General features: G+C 66.9%; 12 protein-coding genes and 3 pseudogenes. 5 read left to right on the forward strand and 10 right to left on the reverse strand.

The features are described 5' to 3' along the window. The first annotated feature begins 5 nt into the window (after window positions 1-5). The gene (locus FB157_RS30210; protein WP_261386619.1) at window positions 6-521 is read left to right on the forward strand and encodes an ATP-binding protein; all 516 of its coding nucleotides are present in this window, start codon (window positions 6-8) and stop codon (window positions 519-521) included. Window positions 522-1,018: 497 nt separating this feature from the next. Here the strand turns inward: FB157_RS30210 and tpg are convergent. Together tpg and FB157_RS30220 are read right to left on the reverse strand one after the other, a co-directional pair. Next, window positions 1,019-1,527: pseudogene (gene tpg, locus FB157_RS30215) on the reverse strand (telomere-protecting terminal protein Tpg); the annotation flags it as partial. Window positions 1,528-1,536: 9 nt separating this feature from the next. Then, window positions 1,537-2,388: pseudogene (locus FB157_RS30220) on the reverse strand (transcriptional regulator); the annotation flags it as partial. Window positions 2,389-2,814: 426 nt separating this feature from the next. Between FB157_RS30220 and FB157_RS30225 the strand changes: the two are divergent. Continuing rightward, window positions 2,815-3,765, forward strand: coding sequence for a hypothetical protein (locus FB157_RS30225; protein WP_145883817.1), 951 nt, complete (start codon window positions 2,815-2,817; stop codon window positions 3,763-3,765). Between the two features lie 110 nt (window positions 3,766-3,875). Here the strand turns inward: FB157_RS30225 and FB157_RS30230 are convergent, their stop codons facing one another. Further along, window positions 3,876-5,336, reverse strand: coding sequence for an APC family permease (locus FB157_RS30230; protein WP_145883818.1), 1,461 nt, complete (start codon window positions 5,334-5,336; stop codon window positions 3,876-3,878). A gap of 707 nt (window positions 5,337-6,043) precedes the next feature. Then, window positions 6,044-6,214 (reverse strand): hypothetical protein, encoded by a 171-nt coding sequence (locus tag FB157_RS30235; RefSeq protein ID WP_261386620.1) that lies wholly within the window; start codon window positions 6,212-6,214, stop codon window positions 6,044-6,046. Window positions 6,215-6,791: 577 nt separating this feature from the next. Between FB157_RS30235 and FB157_RS30240 the strand changes: the two genes are divergently transcribed. After that, the gene (locus FB157_RS30240; RefSeq protein WP_145883819.1) at window positions 6,792-7,787 is read left to right on the forward strand and encodes an MBL fold metallo-hydrolase; all 996 of its coding nucleotides are present in this window, start codon (window positions 6,792-6,794) and stop codon (window positions 7,785-7,787) included. 439 nt (window positions 7,788-8,226) lie between these two features. Here the strand turns inward: FB157_RS30240 and FB157_RS30245 are convergent, their stop codons facing one another. The 5 genes from FB157_RS30245 to FB157_RS30275 all read right to left on the reverse strand — a co-directional run bounded on the left by FB157_RS30245 (window position 8,227) and on the right by FB157_RS30275 (window position 13,817). Further along, a complete protein-coding gene (locus tag FB157_RS30245) occupies window positions 8,227-8,760 on the reverse strand; it encodes a DUF4232 domain-containing protein (protein ID WP_261386633.1) in 534 nt (177 codons plus the stop codon). A gap of 618 nt (window positions 8,761-9,378) precedes the next feature. After that, entirely contained in the window at window positions 9,379-10,293 is a 915-nt protein-coding gene (locus FB157_RS30255; RefSeq protein ID WP_145883821.1) for a C40 family peptidase, read from the reverse strand. A gap of 910 nt (window positions 10,294-11,203) precedes the next feature. Continuing rightward, entirely contained in the window at window positions 11,204-11,917 is a 714-nt protein-coding gene (locus FB157_RS30260; RefSeq protein ID WP_145883822.1) for a type 1 glutamine amidotransferase, read from the reverse strand. 534 nt (window positions 11,918-12,451) lie between these two features. Then, window positions 12,452-13,408 (reverse strand): catechol 1,2-dioxygenase, encoded by a 957-nt coding sequence (locus tag FB157_RS30270; protein WP_145883823.1) that lies wholly within the window; start codon window positions 13,406-13,408, stop codon window positions 12,452-12,454. Then, the gene (locus FB157_RS30275) at window positions 13,401-13,817 is read right to left on the reverse strand and encodes an aldehyde dehydrogenase family protein (RefSeq protein ID WP_398947486.1); all 417 of its coding nucleotides are present in this window, start codon (window positions 13,815-13,817) and stop codon (window positions 13,401-13,403) included. The genes FB157_RS30270 and FB157_RS30275 overlap by 8 nt, the downstream gene beginning before the upstream one ends. 419 nt (window positions 13,818-14,236) lie before the next feature. Between FB157_RS30275 and FB157_RS49490 the strand changes: the two are divergent. Beyond that, a pseudogene (locus tag FB157_RS49490) lies at window positions 14,237-14,841 on the forward strand (heavy metal translocating P-type ATPase); the annotation flags it as partial. 189 nt (window positions 14,842-15,030) lie between these two features. Next, entirely contained in the window at window positions 15,031-16,614 is a 1,584-nt protein-coding gene (locus FB157_RS30285; RefSeq protein WP_398947508.1) for an IS1182 family transposase, read from the forward strand. 163 nt (window positions 16,615-16,777) lie between these two features. Here the strand turns inward: FB157_RS30285 and FB157_RS30290 are convergent, their stop codons facing one another. Next, a complete protein-coding gene (locus tag FB157_RS30290; protein ID WP_145883825.1) occupies window positions 16,778-18,055 on the reverse strand; it encodes an IS701 family transposase in 1,278 nt (425 codons plus the stop codon). Window positions 18,056-18,140 lie beyond the last annotated feature (85 nt).

Consider the following 18,140-nt stretch of genomic DNA (forward strand, 5'->3'; position numbering starts at 1 on the left):
AGCCATTGCCCGCACCCAGACCGGCCAGTGCCCGGCAGCAACCCCTGTTCCTCGGCGAACCACCGGCGTTCACTTCCAATCTGGCCGTCCGTACGGGCCTGGGCAGCACCCCGTTCGCCGCACGCCGCATTCCCGCCACCACCGACTGTTGCTATGTCGCGCGCCAGTTCACCCGACAAACCCTGTACAGCTGGAACCTGATCGGCATCTGTGACGACACCGTCCAGGTCGCCTCCGAACTCGTCGCGAACGCAGTTCGCCACGGCCGGTCACGCACCCTTCGCCAGGACAACCCACAGGCCGCCGTCTGGCTCGCACTCGCCCTGCGCCCACACACGCTCCTCTGCGTAGTTCGCGATCCCAGCCGACGCCGCCCCCTGCTCGTCTTCCCTGCGCTCATGGCCGAAGACAACCGCGGACTGCCCATCGTCAACGCCCTCAGCAACACATGGGGTTGGACAGCAGACACCCGCGCCAGGGGAAAGTCCGTCTGGGCCCGGCTCTCACTCCCCGACGACTGAGCTGACGTCGGCAGGACGGAAGCTGACGATGCCGCACGAGCCATGACAGGTCCCGCGATGGAGTCTTCCGTGTACAACACCGAACATCGCCGCCCGGCACAGCGTTACGCTCAGCCCTGAGATTCTGGGCAGTGACCGAGGGTTCAATGAGGACTGCCTGCCCACTCCAGATGGGGCTGCACAATGTCGCCCCGTCAAACACCAACGCAACCACGGCCTACCACGGCGGCGTTCGAACGCAATCGTGTGCTGACCAGGCTGATAGCCGCACGGTAGCGGCCAGGCTTCTTGTCCTAGCGGGTGGCGATGCTCCGACACTGCTTGAGGCGAGGGACGCAGCCTTCGACGACGTTTCGGCGCTTGCGGACAGCCTTGTCGAACACGCAGTGGCATTCGCCTCGCCGCGCCGGCCTACGAGTTGGTCGACGCGCTCGGGGATGGCCGCGAGCCCCCATGAGTGTCGGTGAGGCCACCTGGAGTGTGCCGTCACTGATTTTCAGGTCGAACTCGACGTGCTCGATGTCGGTGAAGCTGACCCTTTCCAGCTGGCCGGCGCGGCGGCCGCTGTCCTGGAAGTAGACCTCCCTGAGTGCTTCGGCGGTGATCTGCTGGAGTTGTTGGTCGGTGGCGCCTTGCTGCTGGGCGCGAAGAGGCGGGCGTCGTCGGTGGTGCCGATCGGGGCGGTGTAGCCGATCCGGGCGCGGGTGTCGATGACGATGCCGTCGGTGGTCGCCGCCTTTCGGCGGGCCTTGGCGCGGATCTGCGGCTGCCACCGCTTCTTCACCTCGTTCTCCAGGCGGGCGGCGAGGTCGGGGCGCGGTTTTTTGATCTGGGCTTTGACGTAGCGTTCGACGGTGCGCTGGGAGATCCGCAGCATCTGGGCGACGGCCCTGGTGGTCCCCAGTTGTTTGACCAGGTAGCGCATCTGCGCGGGCGCGGTCTTGGGTGCCGGGCGGGTGAACGACTTCTGCACGGCGGCGTCCAGGCCGTTGCCGAACAGGCTCATCGTCCTCTCCTACTCTCCGTTGTCGATGTCGGTGACGGTGCCGTCCTTGATGTACCGCGCGAGGTTGAGCTCCGGGGCGTCGAACCGCTCGCGGACCTCCTCGCCCCACAGGACGCTCTGGGTGCCTTCGTGCTTGACCAGGCCCGGGTTGACGCCGAGCTTGAAGCCGCCGGGCAGCGGCTTTCCGTCCCGGTAGGGCAGGAAGTCCAGCGGCGAGGCGCCGCCGGCCGCGTACACGACGCAGTCGGACAGGATCGCGATGGGGTACTGCCCGGTGAACGCCGCATGCTTGACGATCTTGCGGTGCAGGTTGATCCGCGTGCGGGAGATGACCGCGGCGTGGATGTCCGGCCGCCAGCCCTCACCCCGGGTGCGCTCGCGCAGCTTGCCCAGCCCGCCCTTGACCGTTGCCTTGATCGCCGAGACGACGATCGCCAGCTCCGGGTCGCGTTCGTTGTAGCCGTACATCGCCGCCAGGAAGCCGGCCGGCGGCAGGTCCGCGTCCACACCGAGGTCGGCCATCGTGGCGAGGTAGGCGTCGCGCAGCCGGTTGTACCAGCCGTCCAGGTAGCGGCCGTTGTCATACCGCACGTAGGCCTCGACCGGCGCGACGTGGTAGCCCAGCTCCACCGCGTACGCCTCGGTCGGCGTCGCGTACCGGGCCGGCCCCGTCGGACGTTCGCCCTTCGGCGTGAACGGGGAGGGCGGCATGCTGCCGTCCAGCTCCACCCACTCCTCGCCGACCTTTACCTTCGACAGGTCGATGTGGGAAAGGTCCACCAGCCAAGAGCCGGGCAGCTTCGCATTGTACACCGGCGCCTTGACGTGCGTCGGCTCGCCGAGACCGACGACCAGGCCTGATCGGAATGGACTCTCCCGTGGCACCGCGCTGTTCGATGGGTGGAAGTGCTGGAACAACGTCCAGTGGCCCTTGGAGACCGCTTCGACGGCTTCGCCGGTCAGCCTTGTGGCGGTCTGCTCGTCGATCGCATATGCGGGACCAGCGATCCCGGCTGCCCAGCCACTCGCACGCCCCGTATGGACTTCGGCTGTGTCCGCGTCGGGTCACGCATTGCAAGGGCAATAGACAGTACTGGCATCCAGGTTCGGGGTGATCTTTCCGTATCTCGATGGGCGGCAACGGTCCTACCGGCTTCTGCGGGGTGTTCAAGTCCCCTTCCGGAGGCTCGGGCAGGCGCTCTTGCCCAGGGGGCGACTTATCTCAGATAGGCATCCAAGCAGCCAGAAAGCCCCACTGGCTGTGCAAACCTTGGCTACTCTCCGATCATGGCTCTTCTCGGTCGCCGTAGGGACACGGTCCCTCGACTCGCCCCCGAACTCGACGATACCGACCTCGGCAAGGTTCGCAAACGGCTGGTGGACCCTGCTGCCTCCAACGGCCGCACCATCACCATCGCAATGATCGAGCAGCTTCTGCGCGCATCGGGGAGGGACTGGGACCGCAGGGCCCACCGCACGGCGCTACTGGCGGAGTCGACCACTCCGGCCTTTCAGCGGTCGTGGGCGGAGGAGCGAGTCCAGGACCCGGACGCCCAGTTGCTGTTCGCCTGGGGGGTGCTACGGCGCACGCTGTACGAAGAGAGCCCTGATCCCAACGAGGCCGGAGAGGCACTCGACGCCTCCATGCGAGCCTCCTCACTACGGCCCGAGGATCCCAACCCCTGGGTGGTGCGCCTTGGTCTGCTGCGCCTGTGGCGCCGTCCTGCCGAGGAAGTCTTTCCGCTCTGGCGGGAGATCGTCCAGCGTGATCGGTGGCATCGCGAGGCCCACCTCCAGATGCTCCGCTACCTGTCTCCCAGGGAGTGCGGATCCCGTGCTCAGGTGGTCGAGTTCGTCGACCAGGTGCGCCACTCGGCACCACCCGCCACGCCTGCAGCGGGAATTGAACTTGTGGCGTTGGTTGACCTCTACCGTGCGAATCTCGAGTACGGAGGGGTGGAGGCTATCACCGCTGGCCATCTGTGGACCCGCGTCGACGCCAGGGCCACGCTGGACAACGCGCTGGCGGAGTGGCCACGCCAGGGGTATCTGAATCATGCCGCCGCCGTCGCAGATCTCAACATGCTGGCCTACGCGCTCGTCCAGGCGAAGCGCACCAAGCAGGCCAGTGAGGTGTTCGGGGCCATCCGCGGTCTCGTCACGGCGTACCCCTGGAATCTCGAGAACGACGACCCTGTGGAGACGTTCACAAACTGGCAGCAGCGGGCAAAGGGCTGACACGCGCCTGCCAGCCCCCTTGGGCGTTCGTCCTCCTGCACGAAAGCGAGCGGTGGCCGGGGGCGTCACGGGTTCTCGGCCACCGCTCGCTTTCGCACACGCTCAGGAGATCAACGGGCGCCGTCGGGACGCGGGGACAACCGCGGCATCAACATGCCCAGGATCAGGCAGCCCGGCACTGTCAGAGCCAGCCATGTGGCTGTCTTCGCGTCACCGCCAATGAGGGTGGTGAAGTTGCCGATGATGAGCCAGATGGCACCGGCAATCCCGATGGCACCCAGTGCCGGGGCGATCAGAGTATTCCAGGCCCGGGTATCGGCCGACTGTTCCCGTCGGAAGTAAACGATTACCGACACGGAAGTCAGCAAGTACAACGCCATGATGGCCAGCACCGCGAGACCACTGAACCAGGCGAAGAGGGAGAGCACCGGGTCCTCGCCGGTCAGCGCGAAGGGGAATACCAGCAGCGCCGCCAAGCAGGTCTGGACCAGGCCGGCGAACCAGGGCGACTGCCTGCCGTTGAGGCTGCTCAGCTTCCGCGGCAGCAACGCTTCCCGGCCGAGGGAGAAGAGGTAGCGGTTGGCGGAGTTGTGGAAGGCCAGGATGCTGGCAAAGAGGGAGGTGGCCAGCAGAATCGGCAGCAGGTCGCCGCTCCACGTGCCGAGTTCGGCTGAGATTGGGGCGGCGACGAATCCGGCCGCATCTCCTGAAGCCAGCGCTTCCGTGGCCTCAGCAACACTCGAGGACGCACCGTGCGCAGAGATTAGCATCCAGGAAGTGAAGGCGAAGAAGGCCGTGATGAGCACGACCGCCAGGTACGTCGCGCGAGGTACGGTCTTGTGCGGATCGCGTGCCTCCTCACTGTAGATCGCCGTCGCCTCGAAGCCGAACATCGACGCCACGGCGAACATCAGCGCCACGCCGGGCGTTCCATGGAGAATCGCAGACGGAGAGAACGACGCGCCGGGATTCAAGCCCTCGGGGCCGCCACCCTTGAGGAACAGGACCAGACTGAAGACCAGCAGGAGACTGGTCTCGGCCAGCACGAACACCGCCAGCACCTTGGCACCCATGTCGACACCGGCCGCACCGAGGGCCTGCACGATCAGCATGGTGACCAGAGTGATCAGCCACCAGGGGACGTCGATGCCCAGATATTGGGCCGCGAGGCCGCTCGTGACGGCACCGAAAAGGCCATAAACTGCGGCCTGGACGGTGTGATACGCCAGAAGCGCAACGGCTGCACTGCCCGCAGCCATCGTGCCGCCGAGGCCCTTGCCGATGTACGAGTAGAAGGCGCCCGCATCGACGACGTGGCGGCCCATGGCCACGTAACCGACCGAGAAGAGCAGCACGACCGCGCCGGCCGCCACATACATAGCCGGAACGCCGGGTCCGTCGCCGATGGCGATGGCGACCGGGGCCGCACCCGCGATGCCGGTTAGCGGAGCCTGCGCGGAGAAGACGAAGAACAGGATGCCCAGAACACCGAGGGCGTTCTGCTTGAGAGGGCCCTGCGTCTCGTAAGCGTCACCTGCGGCCTGCCGTCTTCGCCTTACGCCTGTATCCATGCCTTACCTGCCGACGGATCGAGTAGTGGAGGGTTGTTTCTGTCCAAACGAGATCATGATCAGTTACTGATGCATGCTTGACAAGAGGCGCGGTGCAGCAAAGGGCGACTGACGGTGCGCCCACCCGCACGCCCTCCCCCGGCTGGTTAACGGCAGTTGGCTGGGACGGTGACCCTGGTCAACCTCAAGGGAAACCTGTCCCGGGCCCGCCATTACGGAGGCCGTGCCCAGCTGGGCACGGCCTCCGTCGCTCGCATACCGGGTAGTGATCCAGACCCATGTCGGTCACAGTGCCCCAGTCGGCCTCGTGAACCAGGAGACCAAGCCGACGGTCGCACAGATCGAGATCGACGGACCGGAATCCGACCGACACGGCGTACTGTGTGGCGGGGCGGTCGCCCTCTGCCGCATACACCACCGGCGACAGCGGGGATCAGCTGAGCGAACGGCTCACACCAGATCGTCGAGGCGTGCCATGGAAGACTTCACACGCTGACCCCGGGCCGAGTACAAGTTCCACGTCGTGGGCGCCGACAGGATAGGCATGCATCCCGCAGTCGGCCGCCGCACAGCGGCCCACGCAAGCCATGACCTCGGCTACCCCGCCCACGCAGGCGCGCCTGCCGCGGCAGCGGTTTCACGACTCAGCGGTCGCCTGCCATGCGCCGACGACGGTGAGAACGGGAAGTTCGGGTACCGCAAGCACGTCAACTCGCCCCGCCTGCGTGCCACCGCACGACGACCTTGCCCAACTTGCCGGAGGCGTTCCTCGGTACGGCAGGCACGATGGTCAGCCGTCTCGGCAGCATGGAGCGGGCCAGGCGTCCCGCCGCCCAGGCGTGCACGGACTCCATCGTGATCGGCGTCGTGTCGTCCATGCTGATCACTGCCGCCACGGTCTCCCCCACTGTTCGTCGGGCACTTGGACGACCACGGCGTCACCCACTCCCGGCATGGCGGACGGAGCGCGCCGGGTCACCACTACCCCGAAGGCTTTCGGATGACCGGAAGCCGGACGCCTTCGGCAGGATCTCACTCTCGACCCCCATCTCTCGTCGACAGGCAGCGGTTTGAGGTTGCTTCGAATTCGAATTAAGCAGTATCGTCTCCTCGACTGCTTCGAACTCGAAGCAGTTTGGGTGCGGGTTCGCTGGTAGGCCAACGAAGGCCATGTCGGCCAAAGACACCTTGAGGAGCAACACCGTCGGCAAGGGAGCCACACTTCAGGGACGCATGGCGTCGAGGTTCCGGCAGGCCATCACAGCAAACCTGCGTTGGCGGCCGGCCTCACCGGAGTCAGCCCGCAACCGAACAAGCCGCTAGTTCACACATTCGCTGCTCGTCCAGCTTGCCCTCCGTCAGACCCACGGCGTCGGGATCGTGCGGCCCCTCGCCCGCACCTGAGGCCAGCACGCAACACACGCGGCGAGAGCCGCTTCTCAGAGAGCCCCTGTCATGCCCTTCCTCAAAATCTCGGCCGGCGCTGCCGCATTGGCGGCCGTCGCGGCCCTGTCCGCCTGCTCTTCCGGCGGTGTCGACGCGACCAACTCCTCATCCAGCCTGGCTGTACATCCAAGGATGTACACCTTCACTTCCGATGCCAACGGGTTCGATACCCAGACGCACTTCCTCGACACGGGCAAGAGCGTGGTCGCCTTCGACGCCCAGTTCACGCCTGCCTACGCACGCAAGGCCCTGGCGTATCTGAAGACGAAGACGACTCATCCCGTGAAATACGTCGTGGTCACCCACCCCAATCCCGACAAGTTCCAAGGCTTGCCAGTCTTCACCGACGCTGGGGCCACGTCGCTGGCCTCCGATGCCACAGCCCGAGCAGTGAAGTCGGTCTGGACGTACAAGAAGCACTACTTCGTCGACATCGCCAAGACCTTCACCTCCGCCAACTATCCGCCTCTACCTGCAGTGCAACAGACTTTCCACGACCGTCGCACCCTCACGGTCGACGGGGTCCGCATTGAGCTGACGGTGCTCAAGCATCCGGGCATATCGACCACGCAAACGATCGCCGCCATCCCCGCGCTGCACGACGTCGTGGTCGGCGACCTCGTCCACCATGACGCCCACGCCTGGCTGGAAGGCGGGATCGCCAACGGCCGTCCTGTTCCCACCATCGATGGCTGGAAGGATGACCTCGACCAGGTTCAGCAGCTGACGGGCAAGGACTGGACTGTCTACGCCGGCCGCGGCCCATCGGCCTCGGTGGGCAAGGCGGTCACCCAGGAGAAGTCCTACCTGAGCGTTGCCGATCACGATGCGGCTAACCTCGTGAAACCCCTTGACCGCCGCGAGAGGCGGGCAGCCATGGCCGACCCCTCAGCGCTGGTCCAGCAACTCTCGAAGGAACTGCAGTCCCAGTTCCCGACGTATCAATTCCCCTACATGATCACCTACGGGGCCTACGGCCTAATCGATCAGCATCTGGCCGAGTAACAACGGAGGGGTGTCCCGTCCAAAAGTCCGGACACCCCTCTCAAGCTCGTCCCCGCCGATCCGTCTCTCCAGCCCACCAACGGCGTAACCGGGACATCTGTCCCTGAGTCCTTCAAGCGCCACGGCCTTGTGCCGTGCGCAGAGTACGAACCCGACGTGGTGGCCAGGGTGTCGGTGTGAGCCCTGCCCCGAGTTGCGTGGAGTCCGGATAGCTGACTTCGCGCTACAGGTGTTGCGCACAGCTCGTACTCGTCAGGGGTCAGCCTCTCAAGGGCAGACTTCCCGGGACTGAGGATGCTGGCTGGGGTGTGACGTACCGCCAGTGGGGTTGAGCCACCGGCGGCCTCCGACAGGCCGATGATCGGCCGTCCGGTCTCCGGAGAACGCAGTAGGACGGTGATGTCGTTGCGCACCATGTGTCGAGGTCCGGGTCGGCGTGCTACGGCGCGCTCCCCGCGCCTGGCTGGAGCGTGCTGACGCTCAGGATGCCGACCGTCCCGGCGCAGGCAGTCGAGCTGTAGGCGACGTAGATCGGGGTTGTCTGACCCGGCGGGTAGACCTGCAGGTATTGCGCGACGGTCGGGTGGCACTGCTCCTCGGGATAGTTGCCTGCGTTTGTGATCCGTAGCAGCGCGTTGCCGGTGGCCCCCGGCGCCAGCGTCACCAGCGTGGGGGGTGTGATGGTGCTGCGGGTGGCGGCCGGGCCGATCTGACGGACGGGGCTGCCCCCGGCGAGCGACACCCCTGGATAGCCGTACAGGGTGCAGGCGCTCTTGGAGATGTTGGTGAAGTCGATTACTTGGTAGACGCTGCCAGCGGCGCCCTGACTGACACCCGATCTGGCGTTCAGATAGCGGGTTGGGCAGGGGGCAGCGGTACCCCTATGTGTGGTGCCGGTCGGCGCCTCGGCGCCGGAGCTCGTACTGCTGGCCCGAGCTCTAGCCGTCGTGGCAGGCGCCGTCGTAGCTGGCACGCCCCAAGTAGCCGGTGCGTCGGAAACCGTGGCTGCGGCGGTGCCATCGGAGGAGGAGCTGCCCGAGCCCGCGCTGCAGCCGGTGGCGATCAACGCGATGCAGGCGAGTGCGGTAGCGGGGAGTGCTCGCCGGAGTATGAGTGAAGCTGACAACGCGGTTGCCCTTCTGCTGCGCGGAGCGGCTCATTGGCCGTGTAACACTCATGACGCCGCGCGTGCGGCACCGGTTGTACCAGACACGTCCCGGCGGTTTCACTGTTGTGTCCCGACCGCTCGGCGCCCAGACCGTCTTGCCGGACGATCCCCACCGAGGCCGCCCACCCGATCATCGACGCCCTGCGCGGCGACCGCCCGCCCCTTCCGCGTCCAGACCTCGCAGTGGGCTTCGCGACTTCGTCTCCACCACAATCGCCGACCTCGACGGCTCCGCCGTCCAGGCCCTCACCCGCGCGTGGGTCTGCTGAACCACCCCTTCTCGGAAACCGTGGGTGCGCTTTCCGTAGGGTCGGCGGAGCTGCTACGGGAGCGGAACACATCCTCCCAACGGCTGGAGTGGACGCGTGGGTCCTGCCCGGCCCTGTGGGCTTTCGCTCCAGGGCCGGGCAGGATTCGGGATGCTCAGCAGTCCGGGATGACGGAACCGCTGTTGTCCTTGGCTTGGTCGTTGCCCCAGCGTGCGAGGTAGTAGGCGGAGACCCACTGGCCGGCGGGTCCGATGTCAGGGTCGGTCTTCAGCCACCAGTGGTTGTAACTGCTGCCGTTGATGATCTCGCGGCCCCAGACCTTGCAGTAGACGTAGTTGGTGCCCTTGTTGAGGGTCCCTGTGCTGGTAGTGCTGGTCGGGGATCCGTAGACGGGCGCGTCGGCGAGGGTGTCGACGTAGTACTTGGTGCTGTTCGCCGGCGGTGTGTTCTTGGCGCCAGGGTAAAGGCGGATGGCACCGTAGTAGTCACCGTGCGAGGACAGTGCGGCCACCTGCACAAAGCCTCCGGAGTAAGGCGCCTCGACGATGTAGCCCTGGCCGAGGTACATCGCCACGTGGTGAATACCGGAGGGTGAGTCGCCGAAGTACACCAGGTCACCAGGGAGCAGTGGGGCCGTCCCGTCACTCCGGGTAAAGCGGGCGACCGCTCGGCTGGAGGTCCACTGGACGCGGGTCGTTCCGTTGATGACGTCCTCGCCCACCGCGAGGTAGTACGCGTAGCGCACCATGCCGGAGCAGTCCAGGCCGCGGACGTGGCAGTCGTTCGGGGCGCCGTTGGCGGGGTCGCACAGTCCGTACGTGGGCCCGGGCTGTGCGGCGTGGCCGCCGCCCCACGAGTAGGGCGTGCCGATCAGGCCGCAGGCGGACTTCACCGCTGCGGTGGCCTGCGGCGCGGCGCCGGGGGAGAGAACTCCGCAGGAGGGGACCGCCGCGGCCGGCTGGGCGACGCCGCCGAAGCAGACAACGAGGGAGGCCAGTAGTGCGAGAAGTGCGGCCCACCGCGAGACAGGTATGGCCTGGCGCGGAAGTGGGGTGATGCGCGTAGACATAGAGAAACCCTGGGTCTGTGTGCCACAAGTGGCGGAAGAGGATGGGGACTTCGTGGAGCGAATTAAAGCATCGGTCCATCCTCAGCTGACAGCCCCTCACACGAGTAATCGGAGATGGCCCACCAAGTTTTCCTCTTCTGTACGCCTGTCAGCCCGATCCGCTCCGCCAAAGTGCACCGCGCGTCATGCAAATACATGACATCGCGACAGACTTGTGCAGTCCAAACACAGTTCGAGGAAGCACACGAGTACGGCGAGACTGGCAATGCTTTCCAGAACGAGGAAACACCTCTCCTCGCCGGGGCTTCTCCATCGCCAGGCAGCCGCGACAACAAGTCTGATGAAGCGTCCTGACAAACAGCTGTAGGACGACGCCCCTCACCGCCTACGATGCTCGACCGAGGGCGCCAGGTGCACCTGCATGCGGGTCCAGGGTGTGGTTGCGGCGGAGGTTCAGCTGGCAGGAGACCGCGGATCTCGGCTGGTCTGAAGGCCACGCGGCCGGGCATGTCGTCGTCGAAACTCCCCCTTTCCGCGTTCCTGGGTGGCCATGGCAGAGAGGAACGGGGGGCGAGCAAGGCGAGGATGATGTGCCAGTACCAGCCGGTGTAACGGAGCACCGGTTGGGCCCAGAGACGTGATCGGCATGTAGACGCCTCAGGCACGCAACGCGTCAAGCAACGGCGGCGAGTTCGGTGGGGAACGCGCGGGTATTCGTCAACATGCCCGTCCCGGCCCCGCCTTGGCAGGGAGGCGGTAGATGCGACCCGTGACCGCCCTGCCGTAAGGAGCAGTCCGGAGCATAAACAACGTGGTATCGAACCAAGTTAACAAGCTCGGTCGCTCACCACCGAGTAGTTGACTTGCGCGACTGCCAGGTCCGGCCCCGCATCCGGAACGCCGGCGGCCTTCAACTGCGATGACTGAGCAGGGGCAGTTCGAGGAAGGAGTCGACCAGCTGGTGGGCCCGCAGGCGGGCATCACGGGACTCTTCGCGCGTGCGCAACAGCAGTTGCTCCGTCGAGAGGCCGAGCTGTCGGGCCTGAGTATCGCCCCCATGGGCGAGCCACGCCGCAAGCGTCTCGGGGGTGAGTTCCGGGTGGAACTGCACGCCCATGCTGCGGCCATGGACGAATGCCTGGGAGGCAACGGCGTTACGGGCGATCTCCCGGGAACCGGGGGGGAGCACCCACCGATCGCCGTGGAACTGGAACCAGGGGCCCTCCTGGACAAGGCCAGGCACTTCGCTGTGGATCTCGGTCCATCCGAGTTCGAACCGTGGAGACCGCTCGACCCCGCCGCCGAGCGCGGTCGCCAGTGCCTGGCCGCCGAAACAGATACCCAGAATCGGCACGCCCGCGGCATGTGCGGACCTCAGGAACCTCAGCTCCGGCTCGACCCACGGTCCGATCAGATCGCTGTGGTCGACGGACCACGGAGCGCCGAGGGCAACGACAAGATCGAAATCCTCGGCTACAGGAAAGGCGCATGTCACGCCCGGGTCGGTGAAGCGATCTTCGGGTACGACGATCAACTCACGCAGTTCGTATCCTCGTTCTGCCAGCCGCTCTCCCACATAACCGGGCGTGGAGAGGTGGTCGTGCTTGATGATCAGAGCCCGCAACGGTCGCCTCCTTTGCTTCCGGCGTCGGCCCGTCCGTGGTCAGGAACGCGCAAGGTCTTCCAGTTGGGCGTGCACGTGGTCCACATGGAACTCGGACTGGGGCTTCATGAGCACGCTGTGCAGGATCCGGCACCAGCGGCTGCGATCTTCGTGTGACGAACCGTCATTGCCTCGGCGGTGACGCGCAATGTGCTGAGGTGCACAGGGTCTTCAGTGTCGTTCATGCCGAGATACAGGATCCGGGAGCTCGCCTCATCATTCCGGGAGAGGTTGGCACTTGTCCGAGGCCATGGCGCGTCGGGGCGAGAGCTGGAAAGGGAGCCACAGTGCCGACCGCCCGCGAGCGTTCGCGCAGGGCGAGCGCCTTGTGGATCGGGTTGACGGCACCGAGGCCGGTGGTGGCCGCGGTGAGTACGACGCCGCCGATCCAGACATGCTTGGGATACCTTGACGTGGCGTCCGTCCGGGGTGACGTATTCGTCGCCTTCGCGGATGGCCTCGAAGACCGCGCCGTCGAGAAGAACCCTGCGGTGCTCAGGCATGGAGGGGCTCCTCGTCATGGTGTGGGTCGGCGTGATGGTGGATGTCGTGGCGGGTGGCGTTGCGCAACCGCGGGGTGGTCCACCCGTTGGCGGGCCGGTCGAACCACAGGTGGACCTGTCCGGTGCCCGCCGAGTTCTCGTACTCGCTGAACAGGCGCCCGCGGGCGGTCAGCCGCTCCTCGCCGAGAGCTCCGGCCATCATCAGGTAGTGGCCGAAGCGAGCCTCGGGCTTGTGCTTCAGGAACTCCGGCATGGTCTCCAGTACCCGGTCGTGGCGGCCTTGCACGAACCAGGCGATGCGTTCGAGGTCGGCCTCACGCGCTTCGGGGGTGAAGATGTGCTTCGGGTCGCTGGCTTCATGGTCGCGGATCTCGCGCAGTGGCCAGAAGGTGTGCGACAGGGCCCCGGAGGCGATGAGCAGCACCTTGCGGTCGGTGCCGGCGACGGCATCACCGAGCGCGCGGCCGAGGCGCAGATGGTCCTCGGTGTCTCCGGTCTGGCACACGCTGATGGAAACCCAGCGCTTGCCCTCGACGCCGAGGTATTTCCAGAGGTTGACCGTGGCGTAGCCGATCGGCAGGTATGGGTCCTCGATCGCGGTGATCCAGGTGCCGTGCTGGTCCGCCCTGGCGGCGATCGTGTGGGCGAGCTCGGGGTCGCCGAGGAAGTCGTAGGGGATGCGGGACATGCCGCGTGGCAGTTCCTCCGAGGTGAACAGTCCTGCCCGGCGGGCCTGCGCGGTAACCACGAACTCGACCGTGGTCGCCCAGTGCGAGTCGAGTAGCACCACGGTGTCGTAGTCGACCGTTTCGAAGACCTCACGGTGCAACCGCTCGAGGCCGGCGACGAGGGTGGTGTCTTGGCCGTGGTTGAGCTTCCGGCGGGTGTCCTCGGGGAGCATGATGGTGGGGAGGTGGGCGATCAGTCCCGCCCCGACGATGTCACCCACGTGCGTGCCATCCCTTCTGCGCCGTCACGGCGTTCATCACGTCGCCGTAGAAGTGGAAGCTCCAGGTGCCGCCCTCGCGCCCGGCGTCGGCCCGACGGGAGCCTCCGAAAGGCACCTGGAGGTCACGGTCGAAGAAACAGTTGTTCCGGGTGTCAGCGACGAGCTCCTCGCTGACGCACGCGGCTCGGTTAGGGTCTCCGGTGGCGAGGGCGGCGGCGAGGCCGATGCGGGTGCCGTTGACCAGCTGGATCGCTTCCTCCTCGGCGTCGAAGGTCTGCAGGGGCAGTGCGTGGCCGGAGACCTCCTCTGTGAGGATCGCCGCGTCGGGGGCGGCGTCGGTGAGGAGGATCGGGCGGTAGTAGAGGCCGCCGACTTCGGTGACGTCGCCGACGACTCTCGTGCCGGTCACGCCTGTGTCACGCCGTGGGGACATGGTCAGCCTCCCACTTTCGTTTGGTCACAAACAAGCTAAGCCGACCAGGGGCGTCCATCAAGCCCCGTGTCGCTATCTTGTTTGAACCCAAATGTATTCAGGTGCATCTATCGCACCTGCATCCCATGAAGAGTGGCCGACCCTCGCGGCCGTCTGACGCCGCCGACCCAGCACCTCATCGACAGGCCGATGCCCCCTGCCAGACCGGTATCTTCCCCGTAATATCACCTCGCGAAGGATATGTCCTGGCCGAAGTCACCAACGCGGGCGCCGACAAGGTCGACCGCGATGTCACAGCCACCCGTCGCGATAGGATCACGGCCCCTGGCCCCGCCTGCCACCGACCAAACCTGCCCGGATCCTCCAGCGCCTCCCCCGTCGGCGAGCACCTGGCCGGAGCACTGCTCCCGCGGAACCCGCTGCGGTCCGATGCCCCGCCCACTCTGCGCCACCTGCGCGCGGCAGGCATCGAACGACTACTGATGCTCACCAGCGACCGATCCACACCAGCTCACGAAGATGGCCGCCGTCATCGACCCGGATGAGGTACGCGGCTAACTCGGTCCCGCCGACAAGGTCGCTGCCGTACGCGCCGAACGCGAGCACACAGTCACCGTGATGGTCGGCGGCGTCAACGACGCCCCCGCCGACATCGGCGTCACCATGGGCGCCCGCGGCTCCACCGCCTCCTCCGAAGCCGCTGACATCGTCCTGACCACCGACCGCGTCGACCGCCCCGCTGACGTGGTCACCATGGCCCAACGGGCCCGGCACATCGCTGTCCAAAGCGCCCTCGGCGGTATTGCCGATGTCCCTGGCCGCCATGGCCGCAGCTGGCCTGCTCCCGCCTGCCGCCGGAGGCCTGCTCCAGCAGGGCATCGGCGCCGCGGTCATCCTCAGCGCCCTGCGCGCCTTGCGGGTCGACCAGACTGCGCGACCGGCTCTCTCCCCCGCCGCGGAAGCCCTCATCCACCGCTTCGCGGTCAAACACGACGTTCTCGGCTAGGAGTGTCCTGAAGATCTTGGAATCGCGCCCGGCTTGCGCCAGTTCATGGCGATTGACATTTACCGGCAATCCAGGGCGAGCCGGGCGGCCGGAGCAAGATCTTCATCAGTCTTCTAGAAGGCTCATGAAGATCTTGGGGTTCTGGCCCCGCCGCGTGAGCGGCGGGGCCAGACTCGTTTCGTGGTGATGGGGGAATGGGCCGGACAGACGGTCGGGCCGGATGTGTGGGAGACCTGCCGGGAGTTGATCCCGGCCGGGAGCGTGTTCGCGTTTCTGGCCGAGCACCGTGGTGCGCTGTTCCCGGCGGAGATGTTCGCGGACATGTACCCGTCGGCGAACGGACGACCGAGCATGCCGCCGCAGATCCTGGTCGCGGCGGTCACGCTGCAGGCCCTGCACGGGCTATCGGACTTCGAGACGGTCCAGGAACTGCAGTGTGACCTGCGATGGAAGGCCGCGTGCGGGCTGGGCCTGAACGACATGGCGTTCGATGCGTCGCTGCTGGCCTACTTCCGCCGCCGTCTGGCCCGCTCCACCCGCCCTAACCGCGTCTTCGAGGCGGTGCGCGAGGTGGTGAAGGCCACCGGTGTCCTCAAGGGCAAGCACCAGCGGGCCTTGGACTCCACCGTGCTGGACGACGCGGTCGCCACCCAGGACACCGTCACCCAGATCATCGCCGCCGTCCGCGCGGTGATCTGCGAAGTCCCCCACGCCGCCGAGGTCGCTGCCGTTGAGTGCACCGCGCATGACTACACCGATCCCGGCAAACCCCGCATCGCCTGGAATGACGAGCAGGCCCGCGCCGACCTCGTGGACGCCTTGGTCACCGATGCCCTGCGGCTGCTGGGCCACCTGCCCGAGCAGGAACTGGGCGAGAAGGCGGCGAACGCCGTCGGCCTGCTGGCGCTGGTCGCCGGGCAGGACGTGGAGCCGGCCGAGGACTCCGACGGCCGCGACGGACGCTGGCGCATCAGCCGGGGGACCGCTCCGGGCCGCGTCGTGTCCACCGTCGACCCCGAATCCCGCCACATCCACAAGACTCGCACCCACCAGCAGGACGGATACAAAGCCCACCTGGCCATCGAGCCCGAGACCGGCTTATACACCGCCGTGGCTCTGCGGCCCGGCGCCGGAGCCGAGCACCACGAGGCCGCTGTCGGCCTGGGTCTGCTGGCCGACGAGGAGAGCCTGGTGGAGGCCTTCGGCGACACCGCCTACTCCGCCGGCGACCTGCGCCAGGCCCTGCACCAGGCGGGGCACCGGCTGTTCTTCAAGCCCGCCCCGCTGAGGCCCGCCGTCCCCGGCGGCTTCACCCTGGACGACTTCGACATCGACACCGCCGCCGCCACGGTCACCTGCCCCGCCAGGCACACCGTTGCCCTCTCGCAGGCCGGCGGACAGCACAACCAGCGCAAGGCGGCCTTCGGGAACCTGTGCACCGGATGCCCCCTCCGCCAGCGGTGCACGAAGGCCCAGGCCGGCCGCATTCTGACCATCCGCCCCCACCACGACCTGCAAACGGCCGCCCGCCGCCAGGCCGCCACCGACCCCGACTGGCAAGCCGACTACCGCCGCTGGCGACCACCGGTCGAACGCGCCGTCGCCTGGCTCGTTCACCACGGCAACCGCAGACTCCGCTACCGCGGCACCATCAACAACGACACCTGGCTCCACACCCGAGCCGCCGCCCTCAGCCTCCGCCGACTGATCAACCTCGGACTCACCCGCACCGGCGGCAACTGGCAACTCGCCCCGGCCACCGCATAGCGAAGAGGGGCTGCCCGGCCTCCGGCCGGACAGCCCCTCACCAAGATCTTCATGAGCCTTCTAGTAGGACTCCGTTAGGTTGCTCTGGCTCTTGAGTTTGGGCTGGTGGCGGATGTTCTGGGCAGGGGGCGGTGGCAGGTGGTGCAGGTGCCGGTCCAGCAGTTCAGCAGGTCCTGGATGGCGTCGAGGATCTGGTAGAGGGTGAGCCCGCTGTATCGGCTTTTGGGGCCAGTCGCTGTTCGGTGAGGAACGCGTGGGCTGCGGTGACCAGGGTGACGTGGTGATGCCACCCGGCCCAGGATCGTCCCTCGAAGTGGTCCAGGCCCAGGCCGTGCTTGAGTTCCCGGTAGTCGTGCTCGATGCGCCAGCGGATCTTGGCGAGTCGGACCAGTTCAGCCAGCGGGGTGTCGGCGGGCAGGTTGGACAGCCAGTAGTCGATGGGTGCTTCGGCGCCTTCGGGCCATTCGGCCAGCAGCGTGACCTCGGGCAGGACACCGTCCCAGTGGCCGTCTTCGGCGGTGGCGGCGGCCTGGGCCAGGCGGCGGGCCCGGACCCCGGCCGGCCGCGCCCGCAGTGCCAGAAAGCGTGAGCGCATCGGTCCGCGGGAGCCTTCCCGCCAGGTTGCCTCGGTGAACGCCTGCCGTCCGTGACCAACGGCTAAAACGGACACAGAGGACGGCTTGTCCCGGTAGCGGGGCTGCGGCCTGCGACCGTTCCCGGACCACGCCGGGCTGGTAGGCCGCGCGTCGTGCGGGTGGACGGTTACGTCCGAACGGACCGCCACGACATATCCGATGCCCCGCGCGCTCAGGCCGTCGCGGAAGTCGGCGTTTTGCCCGTAGCCGGCGTCGGCCACCACCACCGGCGGCACCAGACCCCACCCGGCCAGCTCGTCGAGAGTGTCCAGGGCCAGGCGCCACTTCTCCCGGTGCCCCACCTCTGGCGGTATCCCGGTCTTCTGCCGCCGTGGCGCATCGTGCGCCCACTCCTCGGGCACGAACAACCGCCACTGCAGCGGACAGGAGGCGGTGTCGGAGACCGCGTGCACGCTCACCGCGACCTGGCAGTTGGCCTGCTTGCCCAGCGCTCCGCAGTACTGGGGAGCGACCGCCACCGACATCTTCCCGTCCTTGGGGAACGAGACGTCATCGACCGCCCAGGCATCCGGGCCGATCTGCGGCACCATCCGCTCCGCGATCCGCCGCCGCACCGGCAGCGGGTCCCAGGTCGACTGGTTCACGAACTGCTGCAGGTTCTGCTCGTTGCCGTCCGGCAGCCGCTCCGCCATCGGCTGGATCGATTTGCGCCGCCCGTCCAGCATCAGCCCCCGCAGATAGCAGTCACCCTTCGCCCGCTGATCCTTGCGCGGCACCGACGCGAAGACGTCAGCCACGAATAACGCCAACTTCGCCCGAGCACGGTTCACTTCATGTGCATCCACACCACCAACATGCCCCCAAACACGACAGCGAGACAGACCTAACGGAGTCCTACTAGTCGGCATTGTCACCCGCCGTGCCCTGCTC

This window comes from Streptomyces sp. BK340 (assembly GCF_007827595.1).
Lineage (GTDB): Bacteria > Actinomycetota > Actinomycetes > Streptomycetales > Streptomycetaceae > Streptomyces.